At 65.8% G+C, this 16059-nt stretch carries 12 protein-coding genes and 1 riboswitch; of the genes, 2 read left to right on the top strand and 10 right to left on the bottom strand.

All coding sequences use genetic code 11. The features are described 5' to 3' along the window. Positions 1 to 169: 169 nt before the first annotated feature. The 9 genes from cobO to cbiB all read right to left on the bottom strand — a co-directional run bounded on the left by cobO (position 170) and on the right by cbiB (position 13635). Positions 170 to 781: a cob(I)yrinic acid a,c-diamide adenosyltransferase gene (cobO, locus tag BM346_RS15340; protein WP_092015183.1), complete on the bottom strand. Its 612-nt coding sequence runs from the start codon at positions 779 to 781 to the stop codon at positions 170 to 172. Continuing rightward, positions 774 to 2096, bottom strand: a complete 1323-nt coding sequence (locus BM346_RS15335; protein ID WP_228704342.1) for a cobyrinate a,c-diamide synthase — start codon at positions 2094 to 2096, stop codon at positions 774 to 776. Before BM346_RS15335 ends, cobO begins: the two co-directional genes overlap by 8 nt. A gap of 159 nt (positions 2097 to 2255) precedes the next feature. Then, a complete protein-coding gene (locus tag BM346_RS15330) occupies positions 2256 to 3026 on the bottom strand; it encodes an ABC transporter ATP-binding protein (protein WP_092015177.1) in 771 nt (256 codons plus the stop codon). Beyond that, on the bottom strand, positions 3026 to 4003 hold the full coding sequence (locus BM346_RS15325; RefSeq protein ID WP_092015174.1) for a FecCD family ABC transporter permease: 978 nt from the start codon (positions 4001 to 4003) through the stop codon (positions 3026 to 3028). Before BM346_RS15325 ends, BM346_RS15330 begins: the two co-directional genes overlap by 1 nt. Before the next feature lie 280 nt (positions 4004 to 4283). After that, entirely contained in the window at positions 4284 to 5183 is a 900-nt protein-coding gene (locus BM346_RS15320; RefSeq protein ID WP_092015171.1) for a cobalamin-binding protein, read from the bottom strand. Further along, positions 5177 to 9376, bottom strand: coding sequence for a cobaltochelatase subunit CobN (locus BM346_RS15315; RefSeq protein WP_092015168.1), 4200 nt, complete (start codon positions 9374 to 9376; stop codon positions 5177 to 5179). The genes BM346_RS15320 and BM346_RS15315 overlap by 7 nt, the downstream gene beginning before the upstream one ends. A 13-nt stretch (positions 9377 to 9389) precedes the next feature. Continuing rightward, positions 9390 to 11240 (bottom strand): TonB-dependent receptor domain-containing protein, encoded by a 1851-nt coding sequence (locus BM346_RS15310; RefSeq protein WP_227662797.1) that lies wholly within the window; start codon positions 11238 to 11240, stop codon positions 9390 to 9392. Positions 11241 to 11393: 153 nt separating this feature from the next. Next, a riboswitch (cobalamin riboswitch) is annotated at positions 11394 to 11632 on the bottom strand. After that, positions 11633 to 12670 carry a threonine-phosphate decarboxylase CobD gene (cobD, locus tag BM346_RS15305; RefSeq protein WP_092015164.1) on the bottom strand — a complete coding sequence of 346 codons (1038 nt, stop codon included), beginning with the start codon at positions 12668 to 12670 and terminating at the stop codon, positions 11633 to 11635. Further along, positions 12667 to 13635, bottom strand: coding sequence for an adenosylcobinamide-phosphate synthase CbiB (gene cbiB, locus BM346_RS15300; protein ID WP_092015159.1), 969 nt, complete (start codon positions 13633 to 13635; stop codon positions 12667 to 12669). The genes cobD and cbiB overlap by 4 nt, the downstream gene beginning before the upstream one ends. A 137-nt stretch (positions 13636 to 13772) precedes the next feature. Between cbiB and cobT the strand changes: the two genes are divergently transcribed. Together cobT and BM346_RS15290 are read left to right on the top strand one after the other, a co-directional pair. Beyond that, positions 13773 to 14828 (top strand): nicotinate-nucleotide--dimethylbenzimidazole phosphoribosyltransferase, encoded by a 1056-nt coding sequence (gene cobT / locus BM346_RS15295; protein WP_092015156.1) that lies wholly within the window; start codon positions 13773 to 13775, stop codon positions 14826 to 14828. Further along, positions 14825 to 15448: a histidine phosphatase family protein gene (locus BM346_RS15290; protein WP_092015153.1), complete on the top strand. Its 624-nt coding sequence runs from the start codon at positions 14825 to 14827 to the stop codon at positions 15446 to 15448. Before cobT ends, BM346_RS15290 begins: the two co-directional genes overlap by 4 nt. A 1-nt stretch (position 15449) precedes the next feature. Here BM346_RS15290 and cobU read toward each other — a convergent pair whose 3' ends face one another. Beyond that, positions 15450 to 15977, bottom strand: a complete 528-nt coding sequence (gene cobU, locus BM346_RS15285) for a bifunctional adenosylcobinamide kinase/adenosylcobinamide-phosphate guanylyltransferase (RefSeq protein WP_092015150.1) — start codon at positions 15975 to 15977, stop codon at positions 15450 to 15452. Between the last annotated feature and the right edge of the window lie 82 nt (positions 15978 to 16059).

Raw genomic sequence — 16059 nt, 5'->3', positions numbered from 1 at the left:
GATCGCCGAGCCTGCGGCCACGTAAAGGGGGTGGGGGTGTCTTCTGGAGCAGCGGCAGGGACGCCGCGGAGGAATTTACAGCACAGGGACGTGCTGTAAATTACGGCGGAAGAAGATGCCCCCAGCCCCTGAGATGCCCCGGCGAACACCAGCAACCGCACGCCTTTCATCAGAGTTCGACGCCTTTCTGCGCCTTGACGCCCTGATCCTTGAAGGCATGCTTGACCACACCCATTTCGGTGACCGTATCCGCCAGCTCGATCAGCTCCGGTGGCGCGTTGCGACCGGTCACCACCACATGCTGCATCTCCGGCCGGGCCTGCAGGTCATCCAACACCCGGTCCAGGTCGATGTAGTCGTACTTCAGGGCAATGTTCAGTTCGTCCAGCAGCACCAGGTCATAGCTGTCATCGCCGAGCATGCTGGCCGCCACGTTCCAGGCCGCATTCGCGGCGGCAACATCCTGTTCGCGGTCCCTGGTTTCCCAAGTATAGCCCTGGCCCATGACGTGGTAGTCCACATTGGGCAGATCCCGGAAAAAGGCCTCCTCGCCAGTGCTGAAGGCTCCCTTGATGAACTGCACGATACCCACCTTCATGCCGTGGCCCAGAGCCCGGGCCACCATGCCGAAGCCGGAGCTACTCTTGCCCTTGCCGGGGCCGGTGAGTACCAGCAGCACGCCCTGCTCCTTCTGTGCCCGGGCAATGCGCTCCTGCATGATCTTCTGCTTGGCCGCCATGCGTCGGGCATGACGTTCGGGGTCCTTGGCGCGTTCACGCATGGGAAGTCTCCTTCTGGAAAATGGCCTCGCCCCGGAACATGGCGGCCACCAGTTCCGGCGCGGAGGGGAAATAACCGTGAAAATAGCTGGCGAACAGGCCGTTGTGAGAGAACACCGGCTCGCCTTCGGCCCCCGTCACCCTGCGGGTACGGACCGCCGGCTGCCAGGGGGTGTCCAGGCGGGAATGGTGATAGGTATGGCCCCGCAGCTCGCCCAGGTCTGTTTTCAGGCCCTGCAGGCCCAGGGCCTGCAGCCGGTCTGCCATTACAGTCTGGCCCGGCATCAGGCCGAACAGGGTGTGCGTATGGCCTTCCCGGTCCACCAGGGAGTCCATGCAGGCCATCAGGCCGCCGCACTCGGCCAGGATGGGTTTACCGGCGGCATGATGCTGACGAATGGCTTCGGCCATGGGCCGATTGCCAGCAAGTGTCGCGCCATGGAGCTCCGGGTAGCCACCGGGCAGCCACAGTGCATCCGCTCCCGGCAACCGGCTGTCCGCCAGCGGCGAGAAAAAGATCAGTTCCGCCCCCATGGCCCGGAGCAGGTCCAGGTTGGCCCGGTAGAGAAAGCTGAAGGCGGCGTCCCGGGCGATGGCGATGGTCACGCTTTCCAGCAGCGCTGGCACTGGCCGTGGTGGTTCGCCTGTCAGGGTGACCGGCACCGGCAACTCGCCCAGGCCTGCTTCCAGTAATACCCCGGCCGCCGCATCCAGGCGACGATCCAGATCCGCCATTTCACCGGCCTGTACCAGCCCCAGGTGCCGGTCAGGTACGTCCATGGCCTCATGGCGGGGAATGGCGCCCAGCAGGCTGATACACTCCGGCAGGCTCGCCCGGAGCATTTCTCCATGACGTGCACTGCCAATGCGGTTGGCAATCACCTGGCGGACCGGCAGTTGCGGGTCGAAGCTGGCCAGCCCGAGGGCGACGGCACCAAAGGTCTGGGCCATGCCCCGGGCGTCGATCACGGGGAGTGCCGGCAGGCCCATCAGTTTCGCCAGGTCCGCCGTGGAGGGGTCGCCATCGAACAGGCCCATGGAACCCTCCACCAGAATCAGGTCGGCGTCCCGGGCGGCTTCGGTCAGGCGCCAGCGGCACTCCTCCTCCCCTGTCATCCAGGGATGGAGCTGGTATACCGGCTGGCCGGACGCGACTTCCAGCACCATCGGGTCCAGGTAGTCCGGGCCATGCTTGAACACCCGCACCTTGCGGCCGGCGTTACGGTGCAGGCGAGCCAGGGCGGCGGTGACCATGGATTTGCCCTGACCGGAGCCCGGGGCGGTGATCATGGCGGCTGGTATTGTTGCTTCAGGCAAGTAGCAGTTTCCTCTTCCTATCTTCCATGGGGCAGCGGCAAGCGGGGAACCTTCTTCCGGGAGACGCCGTAGATACCTCGGTGTAGGCTCGACAAAAACATCCCTGTTTTTGACGGTCCCGGAAAAAGGTCCCCCACTCGCCTCGATCAATCTGCATCATTATGATCTGACCGGGACAAAAACCGGCGCCCCGTCCAGTTCCGTTGTTATCAGTCTCTGGCCATAGAGGCTTTCCAGCGCACTGGGCACCAGCATCCGCCCCGCCGGGCCCCAGCAGGCATCGCCGCTGGGATACAGCAGCAAAAGATGATCGCACCAGCGGGCCGCCAGGTTCAGGTCGTGCAGGCACATGAACACCGCCCGCCCCTCGGAGGCCTGCTGCTTCAACAGATTCATCACCGCCACCTGGTGATGAAGATCCAGGTGATTGGTGGGCTCGTCCAGCAGCCAGGTGCCGGGGTTCTGGGTCAGCACCGTGGCAATGGCAACCCGCTGGCGCTCGCCGCCAGACAGGGTGTTGACCAGGCGGTCCGCGAGATGGCTCACGTCCATGACCGCCAGGGCCTTTTCGGCCATGGCCAGGTCCTCGCCGCCTTCCATCTGCCAGGGTGACAGCCAGGGATGCCGGCCGATGAGTGCCGTCTCCATCACGGTGGCCGGAAAGCCGTCCTGGCGATCCTGGAACACCAGTCCCAGCTGACGGGAGACGGTTCGGCGTTTCAGGCCCGCCAGGGACTCGGCGCCCAGCAGGATGTCGCCACTGCGGGGCGCCCGCAATCCGGCCAGGGTATGCAACAGCGTGGTCTTGCCGGCGCCGTTGGGGCCCAGCACGCCCCAGATCTGGCCCGGTTCCACGGTAAAGTCCAGGGCCTGGCCGCTGGCCCGGCCGGGAATGTCGATTACGAGCTGTCTCACCTGCAGCGGATTCATCAGCGGCTCCGGTACAGCAGGTAGAGGAAGGTGGGCACCCCGAGAAGGGCCGTGATCACCCCCACCGGCAACTGTTCCGGCGCAATCACCACCCGGGCCAGGGTGTCCGCCAGCACCAGCAGGGTGCCGCCGGCCAGGGCACAGGCCGGCAGAATCAGGCGCTGGTCATTGCCCAGCATCAGCCGCAGCATGTGGGGCACCACCAGACCCACGAACCCGATGCTGCCAGCGGTAGTAACCGCCGCCGCGGTCAGCAGGCTCGCCAGCACATAGATCAGCCATTCCAGGGGGCGGACCGAGACCCCCAGGGCCGCCGCCTGCATGGGCCCCCGGGCCAGCACGTTCAGGCTCCGGCCCAGGGGCAGCACCAGCAGGCAGGCCAGCACCAGCAGAATCAGCGCCGGCCAGGGCGTGCGCGCATAGGACACATCCCCCATCAGCCAGTACAGCATGCCCGGTAACCGCTGGGTGGGGCTGATGGCCAGGATCAGCGTGATGACCGCGCCCCAGCCGGCGGCCACCACCACCCCGGTGAGCAGCAGGCGGGAAGGCGTCCAGCTGCCGGTGCCATGGGCCAGGCCGAACACCATCAGGGTAGCGAGCAGAGCCCCGGCAAACGCGGAACCCGAAACAATGACGCCGCCCAGCCCGGCCAGCATGGCCAGCAACGCCCCTACCGCGGCACCCCCGGACAGCCCCAGTACATAGGGGTCCGCCAGGGGATTGCGCAGCAGCACCTGCATCAGGGCGCCGGCCACCGCCAGCAGGCCACCGGTGGCAAAGGCCGCCAGGGTCCGGGGCAGGCGCAGCTCCAGCACCAGGGTCTGATGAAGGTTGCTGCCCTCTCCCAACAATGCCGCCCCCACCTGGACCGGTGACAGGGCAACGCTGCCCACGCCCACCGACAGCACCATGGCCAGCAGACCGACCAGGGCCAGAGTCAGCAGGGGCAGGGTCAGCGAGCGGCTCAGGGGCATCTAGTGTCCCTTAACAAAAGTTCGCAGCGTTTCAGCGTGCCATACGAAGCCTCTGGCAAGGCGCGGCTCGCCGGGAAGGGTCTGGGCCGCATGCGGATAGCCCTTGCCAAGAGTCGCAACACCGCCAGGGGCTTCGTATGGCGCGCCCTTCGGGAGCCTGTATCAGGCGCAACGACGGTGTTGCGCCCCTTGGAAATAGAACCACTATTCCCGGCGGAACGCGCCTTGTCGTAGCGCCTGATACAGGCTCTGAAATGCTGCGAACTTTTGTTAAGGGACACTAGCGATCCTCACTCCTCGTGCGTGCGATATCGAGTTTGTCGCAGAACAGGCGACTGCCTTCCAGCATCCGGGGCGTGGGCCGCTGAACCAGCGAGGGAGGAATAAAGAACAGGTTGCCCCGCTTACTGGCGGTCAGGCCGGGGAAACTCTCCCAGCGGGTCAGCCACTGGCGATTCTCCTCCCCCATGCCGCCAGCCAGTATCGCTTCGGGATCGGCAGCGATCACCGCTTCGGCGCTGATCCGGGGCACCAGCCGGTCCAGATCACCGAATACGTTGACACCGCCACAGAGAGTGACCATCTTGCCGATCAGGTGGTCGTCATTCACGGTCATCAGGGGTTCATCCCAGACCTGATAGAATACCGACACCGGCTCGGCATCGCGGTACTCGCTGGTCAGCTCGGCGATGCCCTGGCGGAATCGCTCCGCCTCGGCAAAACCGGCTTCTTCGGTACCCGCCAGAGTGGCCAGCTGCTCGATGGTGGTGGATACCGCCTCGAAGTTTCTTGGCTCGATGGAGAATACTGGCAGCCCCAGCTCCCACAGGGTTTCCAGCTGCTCCGGCGGATTTCCGGTGACCCAGCCAATCACCAGGTCCGGCTCCAGCGACAGCAGCTTTTCCAGATCCAGCCGGGTATGGCTGCCCACGGAGGTGACCTCGGTGGCCCCCGGGGGGTAGTCACTGAAGGAGACCACCGCCACCACCTGCTCACCGGCCCCGGCCGCCCATACCAGCTCGGTGGCGCCGGGGGACAGGGCTGCGATACGAGTGGCGGGCTGATCCAGGCAGACCTCGCGGCCGGTGGCGTCGGTGGCGCAGACTCCGGCATGCACCAGCGGTGCTGTCACAAGCCCGACCACAAGGGTGGCGGCCAGCGTCTGTAACCTTCTCAGCATGGTGATATCACACTCTCCCGATCCTGGCATTTCCGGCCCGCTCCCGACCGTTCCGATTCATCCGGTGCGCCGCCCTTGCGGGCCACGTTGAAGCCTTCCCGTTGCTCCGGGTCCAGCCGGTCCGCCACCCAGTCCATCAGCGGATGGTCCGGTCGGGTGTGGCCACTGCCCGGCAGGCCATGATCCATGATATTGGCGGCGAATTCACGGGCCAGGGTATCCAGGATGAAGGAATCCGCATCCCAGAAGCCCCGCTTCGCCGCCAGCAGGGCAATGGCCTGCATGTGGGTCTTGACGTGGACGTTATGCTTCTCGCTCAGGAAGTCATCCAGCCCCAGGCCGTGGCGGTCCAGGAAATAGACATCGTAGACATCATCCCAGACGCCGGACCGCACCACTTGCGGGCTGGTGACCTGCCAGCCCCACAGGTTGTCCAGAAAATCGTTGCCCATGGTTCGGGCGCCGGCGTAGCCGTGCCCCATCAGCGGCGCCAGCCACTGGGGGTTGAGATTCCTGGCCCGCAACTCCACATCCAACGCCCGCTGCAGGGAGTTCATTTTCGGGTTGTCAGGGTCGGCGTACTGAAGCACCCGGTTCTGGGGAGGCTCTCCCCTCAGGTGTTCCACCGCATTGGACAGGCCACCCTGGAAATCAAAGCCGTCGTCGTTGTCCAGCAGCCCATACAGGTGGCTGGCCCGGCCCAGATAGGTGTGATTGACGGTCTTCAGCTGCCTGTCAAAGGCCTGGTGGGAGGCCTCCCCGGATCGACCCACTCCATAAACGTGTCCCATGCGGCGGCGGTAGGCCTCACCCAGCTGACCGCGATCACTCCAGGCCCCCGAGCGGGAGGCAAGTCGATTGACGCCGGCACCATATGCCCCCGGCGCCGCGCCAAACACACGCCAGGCAGCCTGGGTTCCTGCATCCGCCGAAGACAGTCCCTGTGCCAGCAAGGCATGGGTATCCTCGACCCAGCGGGCCGCGACACCATTGACCGCCAGGGGCTCGGTACCCGGCCGGCGCATTTCCGGCGGCAGCGCTGACAGGGCCTGGTCCAGGGCCGAGGTGAGGCGGGGTTGGTGGGTACGGATGGTTTCCGCCGAGGCATCCAGGGCCAGGAGCACCGCCTGGTCCAGCCACTCCAGCTGGCTGCCGTAGAGATCACGGAACAGCCCGGAGGTGGTGAAGACCACGTTGCGACGGAAGGGGATATCAGTCTCGGGCCCCACCGGCAGCCGCTCCAGCCCCTTGACGATGCCCCGGCTGTTCCACACGGGGCGCACACCCAGCAGTTTCATGCCGAAAGCGATCATCACGCCCTCGTCCCGCACTGTATCCGATGCCCACAACACCAGGGCGTCGCTGCCTTCTTCACCTGTGCGTTCGTTGAGCGCTTCCGGGGTCAGCTCGCTGGCCAGGGACCAGGCTACGCGGGTGGGGATCAGGTCGTCGGACAGGGCATGGAAATTACGGCCGGTCGGCAGCACGGCGGGTGCGCGCAAGGGGTCGTTGCCCTGCCCCGGCGCCACGAAGCGTCCTTCCAGGGCCGCCAGCAGGCTGCGCTTCTCTTCTGCTGGAGAGCGCTCCAGTTCCTGCCGCCATTCAGGCTCGGAGCGGCCCGACTTTCCGGCCATGGAGGTGAGCATAATGTCCAGTTGTTCCGGGGTCCAGTCCCGGCCGAACACGTGCAGCCCCAGGGGCATGAAATGCTCCTGCATGTCCGTGACATAATGCCCGGCTTCATGCACCAGCAGGTCCGGCGACAGCTCGTCCACGGAGACCTCCTCCCGGGCCAGGCCCATTTCAGCGGCGATTTCCCGCTCCAGGTCGTCGCCAATGTCCAGTTCCGCAATTTTTCCCCGCAGCAGCTGCACGGCCCGTTGGCGGGTGGGGCTGTCCGGCTCGGCAGCGGACTCCCAGGTTTCCACCAGCTGACGCAGCCCCAGCAGCTCATCGTAAAGCTCGGTGGCCGCCAGCGGTGGCGTAAGGTGGCTGATCATCACTGCCAGGGCCCTTCGCTTGGCCTGGATGCCCTCACCCACGCCGTCGACGATGTAGGGGTAGATGAGGGGCAGGTTGCCGCCCAGCAGGTCCGGGTAGTCGTCCTCCGTCAGGCCGGCCCGGCGCCGGGGCAGGAACTCCCGGGTGGAGTGACGACCCAGGTACACCAGGGCATCGGCTTTATGGTGATCCTTCAGCCAGTGGTAGAAACCCACGTACTGATGGGTGGGCGGAAAGGTGGTGTTGGCGTGGAGCAGCTCCTCGTCCACTTCCCATCCCCGGGGTGGTTGCGGTCCGACGAAGATGTTGCCGAAACGCAGGCCCGGAAAGACCATGCGATCGTCCACCACCATGGATTTTCCGGGCGCCTCGCCCCATCCCTTCAGGCCCGGGATGCCGGTTTGCGCCAGGCGTTGCCGGCGGGCGAGCAGAGCCTGCTGCTGGCCGCCTTCGGTCAGGCGCTTGCGCCACAGGGCTTCGTACCTATCCAGCTCTTCCAGTGCCCGGGATCGGTTGGGATGCTGGAGGTGTTCGATCAGGTGCCTGAGGTCGCCGGCGCCCCGGTCCAGCAGGGCCAGGGCAATGTCCTGCTCGCCCAGCCCGTGGGCCTGCTCCAGTCGCTCATGGAGGTAACCCAGGGGGCCGTGGACCATCTCTTCCTGCACCACCACAGGCAAGGTCTTCAGGTAGTTGCTGTAATCCCCAGCGTGCAGGTGAGGCACCCGGTCCGCCATCCGGGCCAGGGAGAGAGGATCGTCCGTCAGGTTGACCCCCTGTTGCTGAATCCGGTCGTTCAGGGCTTCGGCACTCTCCGGCAGGGGGCCGGTGTCATAGCCTTCGGCTTGCAACCACTGGAGTATCCCGAACAGAGAAGCAGGCACATCCAGGTTATCGGCGCCGACGTTCTGGCGTCCCGGCGGATGGTTGTAGTAAAGGATCGCGACACGCTTGTCCCGGTTGGGCCGTGTCTGCAGGGCTTGCCAGCGCTGCATTCGCTCCACCAGGGCGTTGACCCGCTCCGGCACCGGTCGGGTCAGGGTGAGGGCCACGCCGGTGGGCTCGTGGATTCGCTCAGGCTCCGCCACCGCCAGCACCAGGGGCTGGCTGATACCCTGCAGTTCCGGCATCGCCAGCTTGTAGTGCACCTTGTCGGCGGGAATGCCGTCGATGGAGAGCCGCCACTGGCCGTAAGTGCGGGAAGCCAGGCGTACGCCCTTGATCACCGGTACATCCAGTTCGGCCAGCGCGGCGGTGACCCGCCGCCGGCCTTCACCGCCGCCCACCGTGAAATCCTGCAGGCTGATGATGCCGGAGAGAGTGGCCGCACCGACGGTCTGATCCAGATCACGCAGGGCCTCGAGGCTGGCACCGCCCCAGCGGGAGAGAATGGCGAAGCACTGGGTGCCACGCTCTTCAAGGACCTGACAGGTTGCATCAAGGAGGTCCCGGTCCCCCGGACGGTCGCCACTGTCGAGATCCAGCAGCACCACTACCGGGCCCGGTTCCAGTGCCAGGGCCGAGGCATCCGTTGTCGCATCGCCATGGCGGTAGTAGCGGATCAGCGGCCGGGGTTCCAGTTCCGGCACCGTAAGCTCCTGCCCTGCCCGCAGCAGCATCCAGCGCAGCAGCGCATCCAGATGGGCGGGGGTCCGGCCCTGATAGAGAATGCGCCCTTCCAGCCAGGACATCTGGGCAGGGAACCGGGACTTGAGCGCGTCGTTGTACTCCGCCACATCCGCGCCCGGCTCCGGAGCGGCCATCAGTTCGTTCAGGGTCTGGTCGTCCAGGCCCTGTAGCGGAGCCTCGCCGTCCAGGCGCGAAAGCCGGGTCAGGGTCCGGTCACCATTGACTGCCAGAACCGGGAAGGCACGGTCGCCCATTGACCGCTCCAGCGCACGGGCCAGGCGCCCCACCTGGTCACCGAACACCGCCGCCAGGACCACCCCATCGGCCTGGCCAAGCAGTTTTTCCAGCGCCCTGTCGCCCAGTTCCGCCACCTGCTCCGGGGTCCGCAGGATCACCCGATGCTCCGGGTGGGCCTGCAGAAGCCGCTCGGCACCGGCGGCCATTTCCGCGGCGGAGCGTTCGGAGACAATGCCCACCACGGTGGCGGCCAGCGATAACCGACCGGTCACTCCGAGGGAGAGACAGACAATCAGAACGGATGCATAGTGAATTGCCCGCGCGACCATGCCCTGTTTCCGGTCAGTTGAAGTCGTAACGCACCGACGCAAAGGCCGTGGTTCCGGCGGCGATGTAGTCCGTGGTGCGAGAAGCCCTGGCAGTTGAATACTTCTTGTCAGTCACGTTCTCAATGGTGAACTGCGCGGTCCAGTCCGGAGCGAACCGCCAGGCCGCGCGGGCATCAAAGGTCACGTAACCGGGCAGACGCTGGGTGTTGTCGGCGTCGTTGTACCGATAGCCCTTGGCGATGGCACTCCCGCCAAGAGTCCAGTTACCCAGCTCCCGGTCCAGGTCAACCCGCAGGGACTGGTGAGTGCGTCGTGGCAGGCGATTGTCGGTGGCCCGGTCACGGGGATCCATCAGTGACGCCTTTACGGCCAGGTGCCAGTAGTTGGCTTCATAACCCGAGGCCAGCTCGATACCCCGGACACGGGCCTCGGCGACGTTGACCGGGCGCCAGACGGCTCCCTGCTCGGTCTGGATCAGATTGTCCACGTCCAGCTGGTACAGGGCGACGTCCCAGTACCAGGAGGGGTAATGCCCACTGAAACCAACTTCAACCGAGCTGCCCTTTTCCGGCGCCAGGTCCGGGTTACCCTCGTAAACGAAGAAACCGTAGTCGGTGCTCGGGAAATAGAGATCGTTAAAGGTGGGGGCCCTGAACGAGGTGCCATAGCTCATGCGCATCCGGTGAGAACGGTCAAACTGATGGCCCAGGGCGATCGCGCCCGTTTCCTGCCGGCCGAAGGCCTCGTTGTCGTCGCCACGCAAGGCCAGCTGCAGGTCGGTGGGCCCGAAATTCAGCCGCAGTTGCGAGAAGATGGCGGCGTTGTTGCGGCTGTCTTCATCGAACGGGGTGGTACTTTCCACTTCGTCGGATTGCAGCTCGGCCCCCAGTGCCAGCTCATGGACACCGGCAGTGAGGGTGTTTTCCCAGCGTGCGGTGCGGGTGCTGGTATCGAATACGCTTGTGCTGCCGGAGGAATGGCTTTTCTGTTCGTCCCGCGCCTCCGAAAGCTGAACCCGGCTGTACCAGTAGTCACTCACGGGTGCTTCAAGGGCGACCCCCACTGTGCGGATCATGAAATCCGTGTCGCCGCCGGTGTACTCAGTGTTGCCCTCGGACTGCATCATCACCAGGCTGGCCTCGCCACCGTTGGGCAGCGTATGGACCACACGGCCGACGCCGGCGGTGTTGCGGAAACCCTTGTCCTCCCCATCCTCGACAATCGCCGTGCCGTCGGTGTCCTGATGCAGGCCACTGAGGCTCACGCGGGTGTCACCGGCGGTTGCGGAGGCTCCGCCGCTGACCTTCTGATTGTCAAAGTTACCGGCGCCGGCCTCAATCCAGCCTTTACGCCCCGCCTCGGGGTCCAGGGTGAACGCCTGCACGACACCGCCGACCGCGTCGGCGCCATAAAGTGCGCTACGGGGGCCACGAACCAACTCCATACGCTCCACCAGCTCCATGGGCACGAATTGCCAGGGTGGGCTGCCATTGGTTGCCGATCTCAGCCGCACCCCATCCACCAGCAAAACGGTGGACTCGGCACCGGTACCGCGGGTGAAGACGCTGGTGCTCTTGCCAAACGAGCCATTGGTCACCACATCGATACCCGGCTGGCCCCGCAGCGCTTCGGCAACGGAGGACGGGTTCTGCCGGTCAAGGTCATCCTCATCCAGCACGGTAACCGAGGAAAGACTCTCACCCACCGTCCTGGGGCCGACAGTGGCGGTAACCACGATGGGCTCCATCAGCGGAGTGGCGTTATCAGGGGCATCGCTGGTAGCGGCAATCGCTGCGGACAGGGGAAGGAGGGTAAAAACCGGACCGGCCAGAAACCGGACACCGGGAATACGGGTAACACGCATTATTCGTTCTCACTGGCAGACCGTGCGCACCCGCACGGCGTCGCTTCATACTGCTGCGGAAGTCAGTGAGTCGGAAAACCCTGAGGGCAAGGTGGGCGGAGGGGCGCGGCCGGGAGCCGGGCAGGATTCACCCACCAGCACTGCCCTCCGCAGCGCTCGGTGTGTTGACAGGCCGGTCTCCGGGCTCATGAGTGGTGATTCACCGGCGTGACCGCCTTCCCATGCCTCGCCCCGATTGGGATTCGATTGGCACAGTGGCGCATTCGGTCACGCTTGACTCATTTACCGTTGCGGGGGCAGCGTCGGACTGACCTGGACGTACCAGGCGCACCGACTTCCCGTTTCACCCCGGACCAGCTTTGGCCAGGGGCACCTGAAAACGAGGCGACAGGCTAGCAATCGACCAATCGCCGGTCAATGACATTTCTCATATATCCTAGGGTTCGCTCCAGGCGTTCCCACTCAAAGGCGTCACCTGGCAAACCGAACCTCAGGGCCGATGGCGTCTCGAAGTAGCGAACCAGTACGCCCTGACGGGCCAGGGATTCCGCCATCAGCCGGGCATTGGGATGGGGCAGGTAGCGAAACAGCAGCGTACCTGCCGTCGGGGGCAGTCCCGCCTGTCGCAGGCACTGGTCAAGGCGCTCGCTGTCCAGTTGCAGACGTTCGGCGGTGTGAGACTGCCAGCGCTTGTCCTTGAGCGCCCGGGCCATCAGGTAACGGGCCGGATGGCTCAGGGCCCAGGGCCCGAGCGTGCTTTGCAGGGCTCCCGTTATGGCTGCTTCCCCGTACACCGCCCCGGCCCTTATTCCGGCCAGACCGAAAAACTTGCCCAGGGAACGGAGCACCACCAGCCCCGGGGCGGAGGACATGGGCACCAGGCTGATGCCGCCATAGCCATCGGCAAAAGCCTCGTCCACCACCAGCCAGCCGCCCTTCGCCACCAGCCGGGCATGCCAGTCCAACAGGCGGTCCCGTCCAACGGTGATGCCGGTGGGGTTGTTGGGGTTGATCCATACCAGTACGTCCAGCTCATCCAGCCAGCCGTCATCCCCGGCCAGCTGCTCCAGTGGCACCGGCACCACTTCATGGCCAGCGAGGGCCCAGCAGCGGGCATGCTCGGAAAAGCCGGGCCGGGGCACACCCACCCGACAGGGCGAGCGCAGCAGCGGCAAGGCCTGGATCGCCGCCTGGGTGCCAGGTACGGGCAGGCAGCCGGCGCTGCCGGGGGCGCCGCCCCATTCCCGCAGCACCTGGTCGAGACCATCGTCCTCCTCGGGCAGGTGCTGCCAGACATGAGGCGGCAAAGGCGGCACCTTCCAACCCTTGCGGTTGATGCCGGTGGAGAGGTCCAGCCAGTGGTCCGGGGGGATCCCCCAGCGCCGGGCGGCCTCGATCAGGCGACCGCCATGGATCGTCGACGGATTCATCCGTGTCCTCCTGTCATGATCAATATGCCCATTGCATACAACACCACCCACACCCAGGCACCGCGCTCCACCAGAACCAGGGCCGCCGCGATGCTGTCCGCTGAAGCGCGCGGGCCGACACCCAGGACAGGCCGCTGCTTCAGGCCACCGTGATAGGGTGCCGGCCCGCCCAGCGTGACACCCAGTGCGCCGGCGCCCGCCGCCATGACCGGGCCCGCATTCGGGCTCTCCCAGGTCGGCCCCTGGGTCCGCCAGCACCTGAGAGCCTGCCGGGTCCTGCCCAGCACCGCGTAGGTGAGAGCGGTGAGCCGTGCCGGAAACCAGTTCATGGCATCGTCCAGCCTTGCCGCCACCCGGCCAAAGGTGAGGAACCGCTCGGTACGGTATCCCCACATGGCGTCCAGGGTGTTGATCATACGGTGCAACAGTACCCCTGGCAGTCCTGCCAGCAGGTACCAGAACAGGCTGGCGAATACCGCGTCGGCACCGTTCTCCAGCATCGATTCCGTTGCCGCCGCAGCCACCTCCGTCTCATCCAGAGCCTTCGTGTCACGGCTGACGATGCGACCTACCGAACTTCGCGCCGCGTCCAGCTCACCGGCCCGAAGTGGTTCGGCCACGGCCAGACCATGCTCCTTCAGCCCCCGCAGGGACAGCGCCAGCCAAAGACCCGTAACCTCCAGCACCAGCGCCAGCCAGGCCGGCGCCAGACTGACGGTCAGCCAGGCGAGGCCGGTGAGGGGGGCGGTCAACACCAGTACCGCCAGCAAACCCCGGCCGACACCCGGCGAGGGCGAGGGCGAGGGCGAGGGCGAGGGCGAGGGCGAGGAATTGAGCCGCGCTTCCAGAGCCGACGCCAGCCGGCCGAATCCCACCAGGGGATGCCAGCGCCGTGGCTCCCCCAGACCATAATCAAGCAGTAAAGCGGCAGCGCAGACCGCGGCCGGCACAGGGAGCCAGTCCAATCCGATCAATCCTCAAAAGCCATGGCGTCGTTACAGTGACAGGAAGCGATATAGTCTACGCCACCGGGCCGCCGTCTTGACACTGCCGGACACACATCGGAGTATCCTGCTCCTTGCCGCCATCAGGGATATACGCCATGAATGCCCCATCCGCCTGGACTGTAAAACCCCCCGCCCCCGATCCCGCCGCCCGTGAGCGCGCCCGAGAACGCCAGAATGGGCTGACCAAGCCCCGGGGCTCCCTGGGACGACTGGAGCAGCTTGCCATCACTCTGTGCGCACTCCAGGCAACGGACAGGCCCTCCGTTGAGCGGGTCGCCATCAGCGTGTTCGCCGGCGACCACGGGGTATGCACCGAAGGCATCTCGGCCTTCCCGCAGGAAGTCACCGCCCAGATGATCGCCAACTTCGCCTCTGGCGGAGCTGCCATCAGCGTACTGGCAAATCACCTCGGTGCCAGCCTGGATGTGGTCAATGTGGGAACCGTGACACCCCCGGATCACCAACTACCGGGAGTCCGTCACGAAATGGTGTCGGCGGGAACTGCCAACCTGGCGCGGCAGCCCGCCATGACCGATGACCAGGCAGTGGCTGCACTGAGGGTCGGCGACACTGCTGCTGCGCGGGCAGCAGAGAACCATGGGCAGCTGTTTATCGGCGGGGACATGGGCATTGGCAACACCACCGCGGCGGCAGCCCTTGCCTGTGCCCTGCTGGATGAGGATCCGCGGAATCTGGTCGGGCCGGGGACGGGGCTCGACAGCGAGGGCGTGAGCCACAAGGCGCGAGTGGTGGAACGGGCCCTGGAGCGCCACGGTACGGGCCGGGAGCCACTGTCGGTGCTGGCCTCACTGGGAGGGCTTGAGATCGCGGCCCTGACCGGCGCCATACTGGGTGCCGCCAGTCGCCGGATTCCGGTCCTGGTGGATGGCTTTATCGTTTCCGTGGCGGCACTGGTGGCGGTCCGTCAGCAGCCCGCCCTGCGGGACTGGCTCTTCTTCGCCCATCGTTCCGCCGAGCCTGGTCATCAGAGGGTGCTGGCAGCCCTGGACGCGCAGCCATTGCTGGATCTCGGCATGAGGCTCGGAGAGGGCAGCGGTGCCGCGGTGGCCGTGCCCCTGATGCGGCTGGCATGCGATCTCCACAATGACATGGCCAGTTTCGAGGATGCCGGTGTGAGTAACCGCTCATGAACCCTGCCACCACCCTGGTTGACCTGCTTCGCCATGGGGAACCCGAGGGCGGGCCAGGGTTTCGCGGCGACATTGATGATCCGCTCAGCAAGACCGGCTGGCAGCAGATGCTTGACACCCTGGGAGAGGGGGCGCCCTGGGATGCCGTTGTCACCTCACCGCTGATCCGCTGCGCCGGCTTCGCTGAGGTGCTGGCCCGGGAACACAGCCTGCCGGTGCACCGGGAACCGCGACTTCGGGAAATCGGCTTCGGTGCCTGGGAAGGCAAGACCATCGAGCAGGTCGAGGCCTCCTGGGGCCAGGCCCTCACCCGGTTCTGGAGCGATCCGGTGGCCAATCCCCCGCCGGGCGGGGAGCAGGTGGAAGCTTTCCAGGACCGGGTTATCGAGGCATGGAACCACTGGTGCGAGGAGCTGGCGGGTCAGCGCATCCTGGTTATCTGCCATGGCGGGGTGATACGGATGATCCTGGCCCGGGTGATGGGTATTCCCCTGAACTCCGCCTTCCAGGGTCTGGCGGTTCCCTACGCCTGCCACAGCCGCATACGCCTTGATACCTCGTCCCACGGGCGCCTGGCCTGCCTGATCAGTCATGGACCGGGACCCGGAAGGCTTCTCTGAGCTATTTCAGTGTGAGCGGCAAGCCCGCCACACTCATCAGAACCCTGTCGCACTGGCGGGCCAGTGTCTGATTGAGCCAGCCCAGTTCATCACAGAAGCGCCGGGTCAGCGGATCCATGCCGATGGTGCCCAGCCCCACTTCGTTGCTGACGATGACCATCGGCCCCGGGTATTCCAGCAGGGATTCCAGAAAGGCCTTGCGATGACTGGCGAACACCGCCTCCCCTTCATGGAGCAGGTTGCTCAGCCACAGACTCATGCAGTCAACCAGCAGGCAGGGTGCCGGGGACTGCCCGCCCTGCGCTCCTATCGCCCCGGCGAGGTCCAGCGGTTCCTCGACCAGCCCCCACTCCCGAGGACGCTGTTCGCGGTGTCGGGCGATACGCTTCGCCATCTCCCCATCGCCGGCGGTCGCGGTGGCGAGATAGACCACCCTTGGCCCCGCGTCCGCCGCCAGCCGTTCCGCCAGCGCCGACTTGCCGGAACGGATACCACCCAGCACCAGAGTATGCTTAGCCGTTTTGCTCATTCGCCCCCTCCCCGTGTTGGCTGCTATATTGCGATAAACGTGACCGCCCGGCCACCCACGCATCGATCAAGAGGACGACAGG

This window comes from Marinobacter daqiaonensis (genome assembly GCF_900115285.1).
Classification (GTDB): Bacteria; Pseudomonadota; Gammaproteobacteria; order Pseudomonadales; family Oleiphilaceae; genus Marinobacter; species Marinobacter daqiaonensis.
This window is presented reverse-complemented; position numbering and strand designations above follow the sequence as displayed.